The 13,035-nt window shown below is 33.8% G+C and carries 7 protein-coding genes; all 7 read left to right on the top strand.

Annotation, left to right across the window (positions count from 1 at the left end):
• Positions 1-142 precede the first annotated feature (142 nt).
• The 7 genes from C8C83_RS12290 (at position 143) to C8C83_RS12260 (ending at position 13,004) form a co-directional block, all read left to right on the top strand.
• Positions 143-1,858: a hypothetical protein gene (locus tag C8C83_RS12290; protein ID WP_121328838.1), complete on the top strand. Its 1,716-nt coding sequence runs from the start codon at positions 143-145 to the stop codon at positions 1,856-1,858.
• 85 nt (positions 1,859-1,943) lie between these two features.
• Positions 1,944-5,171 (top strand): SusC/RagA family TonB-linked outer membrane protein, encoded by a 3,228-nt coding sequence (locus tag C8C83_RS12285; protein WP_121328837.1) that lies wholly within the window; start codon positions 1,944-1,946, stop codon positions 5,169-5,171.
• Positions 5,172-5,176: 5 nt separating this feature from the next.
• On the top strand, positions 5,177-6,712 hold the full coding sequence (locus tag C8C83_RS12280) for a SusD/RagB family nutrient-binding outer membrane lipoprotein (protein ID WP_121328836.1): 1,536 nt from the start codon (positions 5,177-5,179) through the stop codon (positions 6,710-6,712).
• A 303-nt stretch (positions 6,713-7,015) separates the two neighbouring features.
• Positions 7,016-10,171, top strand: a complete 3,156-nt coding sequence (locus C8C83_RS12275) for a SusC/RagA family TonB-linked outer membrane protein (protein ID WP_233566060.1) — start codon at positions 7,016-7,018, stop codon at positions 10,169-10,171.
• Between the two features lie 12 nt (positions 10,172-10,183).
• The gene (locus tag C8C83_RS12270; RefSeq protein ID WP_121328835.1) at positions 10,184-11,692 is read left to right on the top strand and encodes a SusD/RagB family nutrient-binding outer membrane lipoprotein; all 1,509 of its coding nucleotides are present in this window, start codon (positions 10,184-10,186) and stop codon (positions 11,690-11,692) included.
• Between the two features lie 17 nt (positions 11,693-11,709).
• Positions 11,710-12,465, top strand: a complete 756-nt coding sequence (locus C8C83_RS12265; protein ID WP_121328834.1) for an immunoglobulin-like domain-containing protein — start codon at positions 11,710-11,712, stop codon at positions 12,463-12,465.
• 11 nt (positions 12,466-12,476) lie between these two features.
• Positions 12,477-13,004: a lipid-binding protein gene (locus C8C83_RS12260; RefSeq protein WP_121328833.1), complete on the top strand. Its 528-nt coding sequence runs from the start codon at positions 12,477-12,479 to the stop codon at positions 13,002-13,004.
• Positions 13,005-13,035: the final 31 nt, after the last annotated feature.

Genomic DNA, 13,035 nt, shown 5'->3' with positions numbered 1-13,035 from the left:
TATTAAATTCCCGCTTTTTACGGGGTTGCAAATGTATAAAATATTTTTCACTATACAAACGTTAATTCATTAATTTTCAATAACATTATTTAAGCTTATGAATTTAGAAACAAACAATAGATATTTGCAATACTTTTAATAAATGAAAAAATTGCTTTTAAAACCCTTTTTACAGTTACTCATTTTTTGTACAAGCATTTCCTGCTATGCACAAAACTTCCATTTAAAAATAAACGGATCAACTCAAACCCAAACCCAAACAATTGATTCTCTAAACTATACAGCAAGTCACACTACTATAAAATCCTTATTTGACGAACTAAAAAACACTTCGGAAAAATTATCAAAAAAAGGATACATTGATAATCAAATCTTAGAAACTAACAAAACAAACGACAGCACTTATACTACAATAATTGAATTAAACAGAAGAGCAAAATACATACATATATATATAGGTAGAAATAAATCCTTTTTTGGTGTTTCAGAAACAAACAAAGACACTTTAATTATCGCATATGAAGAGATCGAAAACTTCCTGAATCAAAAAATAATTGATGCAGAAAAAAGAGGTTTTGCACTAAGCAAAGCAAAACTTGAAAATATCGAAGCAAAGAATTCCATAATTTATGCTGATTTAAATTTTAAATCCGAAAAAAAACGCGCTGTAAATTCAATTATTCTTAACCAAGAAAACAATAGCAAAAAAGACTATTTTCCAAAAGGACACCTAAAACAGCTCAACAAAAAATATCTCAACAGAACCCTTAATCAAGAAACGGTAAAAGAACTTTACAACGATATTAACAGCTACGAATTCGTTACTCAAACCAAATACCCCCAAATATTATTCACAAGTGATTCGACTAAAATTTACACTTATATCGAAAAGAGAAAAGCAAATACTTTTGATGGGTACATCGGCTTTTCGAATGACGAAAACAAAAAACTAACACTCAACGGATACCTTGACATAGCACTATTAAACACCCTTCACGCAGGCGAACAATTTTCGCTATACTGGAAAAGCGACGGAAACCAACAGAAAACCTTTAACACAAAAATAGAAATCCCATATATATTTCAATCTTCACTGGGACTAAAAGCGCAATTAAACATCTTCAAGCAAGACAGCACTTTTCAAAATACAAAAACCTCTATAGACCTCGGCTATTTTATAAATTACAACACTAAAATATATCTTGGCTACCAATCCACGGAATCAAGTGATATTCAAAACACAAACAATTCAACTATCAGTGACTATAAAAACTCATACACCACTTCAACTTTTGAATATAAAAAAAACAACAGCGAAAACACACTTTTCCCCAAGAAAGCTTCTATAAATCTTATAATCGGATATGGGAAACGAAACACAAACGGAGATCCGGAAACAGTAGACTCAAGCCCCCAATTTTACACAAATTCAAATCTTTCTTACAATTTTAAAATAGACAAAAGGAATTATATCTATATAAATCCACAAATTTTTTATCTAAAGAGCAAAAATTACATCACTAATGAATTATTTAGATTCGGTGGAATAAATTCAATAAGAGGTTTTTCAGAAAACAGTCTTCAAGCAAATTTCGCATCAATGCTTCTTACAGAATACAGATATATTGTTTCAGGCAATCTATACATAAACTCAATTATCGATTATGCAATATATCAAGACTTAACACAAACTTTAAATCCTAAAAAAATTAACAATTTAACAGGAATCGGAATTGGAACAACAATACAAACACCAAGCGGTTTATTAAGAATAAATCTCACAAACGGAACTGAAAACATTAAAGAAATACAATTATTTAACACTATGGTCAGCATATGTTATAATGTTAAATTTTAACCCTTCTCGAAAAAACTTTAAACTATCATTAGGAAAGTTAACAAATTATTAAGAGTTTTGCAACACTAATTCAAAATATTTAAAAATGAAACTAAAGTTCAATGGATTCTTAGTACTACTGTTAGTGCTAATGGCGCAGCTAAGTTTTGCGCAAGAAAGAACCGTTTCAGGGACAGTTTCCGACAATGCAGGAATGCCTTTGCCAGGCGTGAGCGTATTAGTAAAAGGAACTAAATCTGGAACACAAACTGATTTTGACGGAAAGTTCTCCATCAAAGCATCAACAAGCCAGGTATTGGTATTTAGCTACATTGGGATGAAAACCCAAGAAATAGCAGCGAGCTCATCACTAGTTAATGTAAAATTAGGTGATGCAGCGCAAGAACTTGAAGGCGTTGTTGTAACAACAGCTTTAGGTGTAAAAAGAGAGAAAAAATCTTTAGGTTATTCTTCTCAATTAGTAACAGCTGAGCAGGTTAATAGCTCACCAACAAACAACTTCCTAAACAATTTATCTGGAAAAGTTGCTGGTTTAGAAATTAAAGCAAACTCTAACTTTGGAGGATCTACAAACATTGTCCTTAGAGGTGTTAAAAGTATCACTGGTAACAACCAAGCTTTGATTGTTGTTGATGGTGTAGCAGTTAGTAATGCAAATTTAAATGACACAGATTCACAAAACGGAAGACAAGGATTTGACTTTGGTAACTCTGCATCTGATATTGACCCAAACAACATTGAATCAATCAACGTTTTAAAAGGTGCTGCTGCAACAGCTCTTTACGGTAGTCAGGCTTCAAACGGAGCGATTATGATTACAACTAAAAAAGGGAAAAAGAATTCTGCATTAGGAGTTTCTGTTAGCTCAACAGTATCTGTTGGAGCAATAGACAAAAGCACTATGCCAAGATACCAAACTCAATACGGAGAGGGATATGGCGGAGAAGACAGTAGCTATACTGCTGACGTATTTGGTAATCCAAACGGGCTTGTAGCTTCAACTGGAGACGATGCTTCTTACGGAAATAAATTTGACCCAAACATCATGGTATACCAATGGGATGCATTCGTATTAGGAAATCCTAACTATGGAAAAGCAACTCCTTGGGTAGCTGCTAAAAACGACCCTAAATCATTTTTTCAAAAATCAACTACCTACACAAACAACGTAAATCTAAGTGGTGGTGATGAAAAAGGAGCATACAATTTAGGATTTACAAACATCAACAACACAGGTGTTTTACCAAACAGTTTATTAAACAAAAACTCTCTTAACGGTAACTTCTCTAGAGATTTATCAGACAAATTAACTTCAACTGCATTCTTTACTTTTACTGACCAAAACACGACTGGTAGAAATAACACAGGATACGGAGACAACTTCATTGGAGGATTCAGACAATGGTGGGCAGTTAATAACGACATTAAAGAATTAGAAAGAGAATACAACAGAACAGGACAAAATACTACATGGAATCAAACTGATCCAACTAGTGGAAATTTAGCTCCTGCTTTCTGGAACAACCCATATTTTGACAGATATCAAAACTACGAGCAAGATTCTAGAACAAGATTCTTAGCAGGTACAAGTTTATCTTATAAAATTACACCAGACTTTGTACTTTTAGGACGCGCAACTATCGATTACTCTAATGACCAACAAGAATTAAGAAAAGCAGTTGGAAGTCACGCTGAAACATTTGGTATTAGTGGAGCTAACGATGGTTCTGGATATTCTTTATACAAAAGAGATTTCATGCAACAAACTTATGACTTCATTGCTACTTATAATTTTCACTTAAATGAAGACATTGGAGCAAAAGCTTTAGGTGGTTACACTTATTTAAGATCTGATGCATATTCAATCCAATCATCTACAACTGGTGGTTTAGCATCTCCAGGATTATACAGCTTAGAAAACTCTAATGTATTTTTACCAGCAAGAGAATCTCAAATTGCTTATGAAAAATCAGGATTGTACGCTCAATTATCATTAGACTACAAAAAATTCTTATTCTTAGAAGGATCTTTCAGAAACGATAAAAGTACAGCTTTACCAACAGAAAACAGCAACTACAACTATTACTCAATAGGTTCAAGTTTAATCTTCTCTGAATTAGTACAAGCAGACTGGTTATCTTTAGGAAAAGTAAGAATCAATTACGCACAAGTTGGTAATGACCCAGCAGCAGGAAGACTTGGAGCAAAAGTTAACAACTACGGTATCGACGGAAACCCTCTTTTTGGAAATAGCCCAACATATTTAGATTTCGCTAATTTAAAACCAGAAACTCAAAAAGCTTGGGAAGCAGGTTTAGAGATGTCAATGTTTAAAAACAGATTAAATTTTGATTTATCTTTATACAAAACAAACACAGAAGATCAAATCTTCAACGTACCACAATCTACTTCAACAGGCCGAAATTTCGCAACAGTTAATGCTGGAGAAATCGAAAACAAAGGTATCGAGTTAGCTTTATCTGGAAAAGTAATCAAAACACAAGATTTCACTTGGGACCTTGGAGTTAACTGGTCTACTAACAAAAACACAGTAGTTTCTTTAAACCAAGGAAGAGACAATTTATTGTTAGCGACTTTTCAAGGAGGTGCTTCTTTAAATGCAACTGTTGGACAATCATACGGAACATTAAGAGGAAAAGACTATACTTATGACGCTAATGGAAATAAAGTTATCGATGCAGATGGATTTTACGTATTAGCATCAAACAAAGTTATCGGTAACACTCAAGCAAAATGGCTAGGTGGTATATCAAACAAATTCTCTTACAAAAATCTTTCTCTTAACTTCTTAATCGATGTTAAAAAAGGAGGAGATATCTTCTCACTAGATCAAGCATACGGGCAAGAAACAGGTATATATGACCTAGGAATAAATGACTTAGGAAACTCTGTTAGAAATCCTTTAACAACCGGAGCAGATAGCGGTGGTGTAATTTTAGCTGGAGTTCATGCTGACGGAACACCAAACACAACTAGAATTGATGCTTCAACTTCTGGCGGTACAGCTTTTAGCTCTGATGTAAATCCAACTAAAGCTTATGTATACGATGGTTCATTTGTAAAATTAAGAGAAGTAGGTTTTACATATACTGTACCATCACAAATTTTAGACAAATTAAAACTTAAAGGATTATCTTTTAGCGTAATCGGAAACAATGTATGGATTATCCAAAAAAACCTTCCTTACTCTGACCCTGAAGCAGGTTCATCAGCAGGAAACATTCAAGGATTTCAATCAGGAGTTATGCCAGCAACAAAAGTATACTCATTTAACGTAAAACTTAACTTCTAGACAAAATGAAAAAGATATTATTATCAATAGTAACACTAACTGTACTAACTCTTTCGAGTTGTGTTAGTGACAATGACAATTTTAATGATGATGAGAAAAAGTCTTATGACGTTTCTGCAGAATCATTATTGACAGACGCACAAAAAGAATTAACAGATCAATTAACAACTCCAAGTGTTAATAATAATCCGTTACGTTATTATGTTCAATATTGGGCTGCTACATTATATGCAGCAGAATCAAGATACAACTTAACAACCAGAACAATTCCGGATACACACTGGACAAACTTGTATCAAAATGTTTTAGGTAACTTACAAACATCAGAAGAAGTATTACTTAAAGCAGTAAAACCTGGTAACGTAACAGATAGCGACTGGCAAAAGCAACAACAAAACAAAGTTGCAATACTTGAAATCTTAAGAGTTTATACTTACCAAATATTGGTTGATACCTTTGGAGATATACCTTATTCAGAGTCATTACAGAATCCAAAAATCATCTTACCTAAGTATGACAATGATTCTGCAATTTATCCATTATTAATTGCTCGTTTAAATGCTGCAATTGCAAAATTAGACACAAGTGGAAAAAGTTTTGATAAAGGAGACCTTGTTTACAAAGGAAATGTTGCCGATTGGAAGTTATTTGCAAATTCGCTAAAACTTAAGATAGGAACAAACCTTTCTGACATAGATCCAGCTTTAGCTAAAACAACTATTGAAGAAGCTTATACTGCAGGGGTAATATTAGACAATCCTAAAAATGCTTTATTTACATATGCATCATTTGCTCCTAACTACAACCCAATTTTTGACAATTTGGTTGCAAGTCAAAGAAATGACAACGTTCCTACAACTACTATAGTTAACAGAATGAACGCATTATCTGACCCAAGAAGACCTATTTACTTCACACCAATGGCTGACGGAACTTACAAAGGAGGAAATCCAGGATCACGTAATGCAAATCCTTACGAAACATCTTATTCACATGTTGGTGATGCAATTAAAAAGCCAGCTGCACCAGGTGTTTTATTAGAAGCATTCGAAGTTAACTTCTACTTAGCTGAAGCTGCTGCAAGAGGATTATCAGTAGGAAACACTCCAGAATACTATTACAATAAAGCAATCACTTTGTCATGTAATTATTGGGGAGTTACTCCAGAAGAAACTACTGCATATTTAGCTCAGCCAACAGTAGCTTACACAACAGCTGCTACCACTCCAATTACGGGATTCCCTGGAACCGGAACTGGTACATGGCAAGAAAAAATTGGTTACCAAGAGTGGATTGCATTATACAACAGAGGCTTCCAATCATGGACTGCTTTTAGAAGATTAGATTTCCCTATCTTAATAACTAGCGCTACTTCTTTATCTATCGCAAGAGGACAAGTACCAGTTAGATGGTTTTATCCAAATGCTGAACAAACAGTTAACGGTACAAACTGGCAAGCTGCATCTGCAGCAATTGGCGGAGATCTTTTAACAACCAAAATTTTCTGGGATGTAAAACAACCTCCATTAAAAGACCTGTAAAAAATAACATAATTTAACATAAAACCACCCTCGAAAAGGGTGGTTTTTTTTTGCAAAAGTTATAAAAAAAAGAAAAACAACTATAATTTTCCGAAATTTAACATTTCATCGAATACCAATACTTTCCATTATTATCATATTTCAACTGAAAAATTACGAATTTACAATTTATGCATCTTTTTTAACTATAAAAAAACAATATCTTATAGTAAAATCATAATTTAACTAAAAAAAAAGCTTTTTATATTAGGTAGATTAACAAATTATTAAGATTTTTGTCGAACTAATTCAAAATAATTAAAAATGAAACTAAAGTTCAATGGATTCTTAGTACTTCTTTTGGTACTAGTGGCGCAATTAACTTTTGCGCAAGAAAGAGCTGTTTCAGGTATTGTTTCCGATAATTCAGGTATGCCTTTACCAGGTGTAAGTGTATTAGTAAAAGGAACAAGAACTGCAACACAAACTGATTTTGATGGTAAATACTCTATCAAAGCATCAACAAGTCAAGTTTTGGTATTTAGTTACATTGGGATGAAATCTCAAGAAGTTTCTGCTGCCACAACATCAGTAAATGTAAAATTAAAAGATGATTCAGTGGAATTGGAAGGTGTAGTAGTAACTACAGCTATCGGTATCAAACGTGAGAAAAAATCTCTAGGTTATGCGTCAACAACACTTAATTCAGAAGAATTAAACAAATCATCTCAAGGAAATATCGCAGATGCGTTAAAAGGTAAAGTTGCCGGTGTAACTGTTTCGAGCGCTTCTACAGACCCAGGTGCTTCATCAGGGGTAATCATTAGAGGATTCAGTAGTTTATACGGTAACAATCAACCACTTTATGTAGTAGACGGTATTCCTATTAATAACGGATCTACTTATTCTGACAGTTTAAGTGGAGGATATGATTTTGGTCGTGGATCAGGAGATATCAACCCAGAAGATATCGAAACAATGTCTATCTTAAAAGGTGGTGCTGCAACAGCACTTTACGGATCTAGAGGAGCAAGTGGAGTTATCATTATAACTACTAAAAAAGGTAAAGCCGGAAAAATGAGTGTTAGTTTCGCAAATGCGACTTCATTTACAGAGATCTTAAGAACACCAAAATATCAAGACCAATTTGGTCAAGGTTGGAATGGACAACACGTACTTATCGAAAATGGTTCTTGGGGACCTAAATTTGATGGCGTTGTAAGACCATGGGGTAATATCGTTGACAATTCTCAAAAAATTAAACCTTACTCTTTTCAACCAGATCAGTTAGAGCACTTTTTTGATACTGGAACAAATGCTTTAAATACTCTTTCTATTTCAGGAGGAAACGGAGATACATCTGTTAGATTATCTTATTCAAATTCTCAACAAGATGGTATCATGCCGTCTGATGCAGATAAATTTGAAAGAAATACTTTAGGAATTTCAGGAACATCTAAAGTAAACAAAATGACTATTACTGGTAGTTTAAATTATGTAAATACTGGTGGTAGTGCAGTTGCTACAGGACAAGGATTAACTGTTATGAATAACTTAATGCAAATTCCAACAGATCTTCCTATCACTGAATTTAAAAACTACAAAGATAAATTCAACAATGTATCAAATTATTACACTCCTTATGGTGTAACAAATCCATATTTTACATTAAACGAAAATGGATCAAAATATGCTAAAGACAGAGTTTATGGATCTATTGAATTAAAATACGATCTTAACAAATGGTCAAATTTAGTATACCGTTTTGGAGTAGATCAATCTAGCGAAAGCATAGCAATTTGGGAAGAAAGAGTAGATGCTGCTCCTGGAAGTCCAAATGACGGATCATCAACTGAATCGCCAGGTTCATATTCTGAATCAAAAACTATTTCAAAACAAATAAACCACGAGGTTTTATATAATTTAGATTTCACTCTTAATTCAGATTTCCAATTACAAAGTACATTTGGTTTCAACATGAACCAAAGAACAGGAAGTACAATTTCTGGATCTGTAGGAAGTCAGGATATTGCAGGTTTTCACTCGTTTGACAACTCTTCAGAAACTGCAGTAGCAACTTCTAGCAGAAATGAAAGAAAATTGTATGGTGTTTACAACAGTACGTCTCTAAGTTTTAAAAATCAATTATTCTTAACTACAAATTTACGTAATGACTGGTATTCAACTTTACCTCAAGGAAATCGTTCAGTTTTATACGGTGGAGTAAATTTAAGCTGGGCATTTACTGATACTTTCCCAGAAATTAAAAGCGTAGTAAACTTTGGAAAATTAAGAGCTAACTATGGAGAAACAGGTGTTGACACAAATCCATACCAAGTTCAATCAGTATATTCTAAGGGAACTGTTGGTCTTGGATTCGGAAATTTAACTTATCCTTTTAACGGAGTAAATGGCTACGAAGTTGGTAACAGAGCTGCTAATCCAGATTTGAAACCGGAAAGAAGAAAAGAATATGAATTTGGTATTGAAGCATCTTTCTTCAAAAACTTTATTAACATTGACCTTTCTTATTATGATTCTAAAGTTGTGGACCAAATTATTCCTTTAGCTTTAGCATCTACAACTGGATATACAACTCAAATAGCGAATGTAGGAACTATTTCAAATAAAGGTTTTGAAGGATTAGTAACTTTCAATTGGATCAAAGCTAAAAGTACAGGTTTCGGATGGTCTACAACTGTTAATTATGCTAAAAACAATTCTAACTTAGTGGAATTAGATCCAAGATTAAAACAACTTAACTTAGGTGGTACAACTTCAATTGGATTAATTGCACAAAAAGGTCAACCGCTAAGTTTAATTCAAGGATCTGTTCCAGAAAGAGACCCTCAAGGAAATATAGTAGTTGATGCAAACGGTATTCCAGTCGCATCTACACAAAAACAAGTATATGGTGATACTCAATACGATTATACAATGGGTATTGGAAATACTATTAGTTATAAAAACTTTACATTAGATTTTTCTTTTGACATTCGTCAAGGAGGTTTAATGTTTTCTAGAACCGCAGATATTACACGCTTTACAGGTAACTCTATTACAACAACATACAACAATAGACAACCATTTATCGTTCCTGGTTCAGTAGTAAAAGTTACAGCAGCAGATGGATCTGTTACTTATAATCCAAATACAGTAGCTGTAGATTCATCACACCAAGATGACTACTACTCTTCTGATGCATTAGCAAGAGAAACTGTAATTGACAAATCTTTTATAAAATTAAGAGAGGTAGTATTAGGATATGAATTTCCTAAAAAACTTTTAGGAAATGCGCCTATTCAATCTTTGTCTTTATCAGTGATTGGAAGAAACTTATTCTTATGGACACCTAAAAGCAATCAATATATTGACCCGGAGACATCTACTTTTGGTACAGATTTATCAGGACAATTTGGAGAGTTTAGTGCAAATCCTTCAACAAGAAGCTTAGGTTTTAGCGTAAAAGCAAACTTTTAATAAAAAAATAATATGAAAAATATATCAACAATACTAACCTTAATCTTTTCTATAGGAGTTTTTACTTCTTGCGAGGGAGATTTGGATGTAAACACAGATCCTAACACACCAGGACAAATTAATGCTGGATTAGCACTAGCTTCATCAGAAGCTTCTATCATAGCAATGACTGGTGGAGAATTAGCAAATTTAGGAGGTTTTTACGCACAATATCACACACAATCACCAAGTGCGGGTCAATATGATGTTATTGACCAATACAATTTAAATACTGCATTTGCCAACAGACCTTGGGATGAGCTTTATTCTGGCGGTTTAAATGACTTACAATTTGTTTTAAGCGAAGCAGCTAAAAACAAAAACACCGGACAAACACTGATTGCCACATTATTACAAGCCTATACATTTCAGGTTATCACAGATCTTTTTGGAGATGTTCCTTACAAAGAAGCTTTGGCCGGAATAGGAAACTTCAACCCTAAAGTAACTTCTCAAGAGGAAATCTACAAAGATTTATTAGTAAAAATTGATGCAGCTGTAAATGCTTACAAAGCAAACCCAGTAGCTTCTGATTTTGGAAAACAAGATGTAATCTATGGCGGTATTGAAAGCGAATGGATTAAATTTGCAAATACATTAAAGCTAAAAATGTACTTACGTATGGCTTATACACCTCTTGCAAATCCAGCAGCAGTTCAAGCTCTTTTAGCAGAAAACAACTTCATTACTAAAGACGCAAAGTTTGGGATATTTACGGTTCAAACTTCTCAACGTAATCCATTTTTCGAAGTTAACTTATCTTCTTCCCCTGGTTTAGGAGACATTAACCACATTGCGAGTAATACTTTATTACAATTTTACATTGCAAATAATGACCCACGTCTAGCCGCTGTCTACAGAAAAAGTGCTCCTGCAGCTCCTGCGGTTCCTGCTTATTTAGGTTTAAATCAAGGTGATGGTGAAAACTTCACTAATACAGCTCTTGCTTATGCAAGACCAAATATTACTGAAACAACTCCTGTGTACTTAATAACTGTAGCAGAAAGCAACTTCTTACAAGCTGAAGCTTTGATCAGATATTCTGGTCAAGCTGGTGCAAAAGCAAAATATGACCTTGGGGTTGCAAATTCATTTTTAACTTACAGTATAGTTCCTAAAGATACAGATCCAACAACTGATCCAGCAACTTATACTGGACCGGGTAAAGTTTATGAGTTTAAAGCAGGGCTTCCAACTGAACAAGCAGTGAGACAAGTAATTATACAAAAATGGGCTGCTTTAGCTAATGTAAACAATGTTGAGGCTTACATTGAAACTACAAGAACTAAATTCCCAGAAGTTGTACCTTTCGGAACTCAGGATTACGCCATTGGAAACAGAATACCTTCTCGTACTTCTATCTTAACTGGTACTACCATTCCAAGCGTTTTATTTTATCCTCAAAGCGAAATTGATAAAAATACAAGTATCAAACAAAGAACATCTATTACTCAAAAAGTATGGTGGGATCAAAAAAACTAATATAATACTTTAAGTATATGAAAAATTTAAAAATATTCAAAATGCTTGGGATTTCAGCGCTACTTTTAGCAATGGTTTCTTGCAGCCTTGATCCAGTAGTCGGCACTACTAAAATTACTTATTACCCAGTAATGACCTTAAATGGTCCTTCAACTTTATTCTGGCCTCTAGGAACACCATACGTCGATCCTGGAGTTGTCGTAACGGAAAATGGAAAACCCATTACTTACACATCTAAAGCTTCGGGAAAATATCGTAACGCACAAAAAGTAGATGGAAATATTGCTGATGAGTATACGGTAACTTATAGTGCTGTAAATGTAGATGGTTTCCCAAATACAATTACAAGAAAAGTCATTGTATATAAAACAGGAGATTTAGTTAATAGTATTGAAGGAGTTTATGTATCGACAGTAAAAAGAAATGGTGCTTTGTTAAATCCAATTCAAGGAAGTTCAGTTGATATGAAGTATGTTTATATCTGGAAAAATACTGATGGAACCTTTGAAATATCAGATGCTTTTGGCGGATGGTACGATATAGGAAGAAAAATAGGTGTGATTTCTGCTACACAAGGAGGAACAATCACTGGTGATATCCCAACAAATAATTTTACCTTCCCAGGGAATCCTTTAACAAACGAACAATTTGGTGGAGTTGCAAATTTAACATCAGTAGTAGTTACCCCAGGAACTAAACAAGTAGTAGTTTCTTGCGACTGGGATGCAGGTCCATATAAATTCGTATCGACTTTAATTCAATTTCAACCTTAATTGTAAAAAAAATGAACATAACAAAAAATAATATCAATAAAGTTCTTTTTGGAATTTTTACGATAACACTTCTAGCTTCATGTAATAACGAAGGTTATGATGATTACAAACCAGCAGTAACACCATCAGTCGAATTGAATGGAGAATGGTACATAGATATCATTGATGCAGACACTGGTGATGTATACGCTCAACATGTAACTACCAGAACATATGATACAAACGGTGGTGATGGTAAAATGGTTATTAATGATTTTAAAGGAGCTCCAGCTCCACTTACAGGATATTGGATAAAAGCGCCTGTGGACACCAATCCTTCAAATTTAACTTTTAGCGCCAAAAATGCACCCAACACAAATGTACCTGGGGCAACAACTGTAACAGTTACTGACGGAAAGATTATTAAAAACGCAGGTCATTCTCGTACAGGACATGCAACTGACAGTATATACTTTAAAGTTCAATACAGTTTTGACACTACAACTACATTAATCTATGCTGGTCATAAAAGAACTGGATTCTTAGAAGATAATTACTAAAATAGTAATTTACTAATACTAGAAAACCACT

Source organism: Flavobacterium sp. 90 (assembly GCF_004339525.1).
GTDB lineage: Bacteria > Bacteroidota > Bacteroidia > Flavobacteriales > Flavobacteriaceae > Flavobacterium.
This window is presented reverse-complemented; position numbering and strand designations above follow the sequence as displayed.

What these genes read in the sequence shown, in the direction of transcription:
- C8C83_RS12290 (WP_121328838.1), top strand. Translation starts at nt 143, where the DNA reads ATGAAAAAATTGCTTTTAAAACCCTTTTTACAGTTACTCATTTTTTGT.
- C8C83_RS12285 (WP_121328837.1), top strand. Translation starts at nt 1,944, where the DNA reads ATGAAACTAAAGTTCAATGGATTCTTAGTACTACTGTTAGTGCTAATG.
- C8C83_RS12280 (WP_121328836.1), top strand. Translation starts at nt 5,177, where the DNA reads ATGAAAAAGATATTATTATCAATAGTAACACTAACTGTACTAACTCTT.
- C8C83_RS12275 (WP_233566060.1), top strand. Translation starts at nt 7,016, where the DNA reads ATGAAACTAAAGTTCAATGGATTCTTAGTACTTCTTTTGGTACTAGTG.
- C8C83_RS12270 (WP_121328835.1), top strand. Translation starts at nt 10,184, where the DNA reads ATGAAAAATATATCAACAATACTAACCTTAATCTTTTCTATAGGAGTT.
- C8C83_RS12265 (WP_121328834.1), top strand. Translation starts at nt 11,710, where the DNA reads ATGAAAAATTTAAAAATATTCAAAATGCTTGGGATTTCAGCGCTACTT.
- C8C83_RS12260 (WP_121328833.1), top strand. Translation starts at nt 12,477, where the DNA reads ATGAACATAACAAAAAATAATATCAATAAAGTTCTTTTTGGAATTTTT.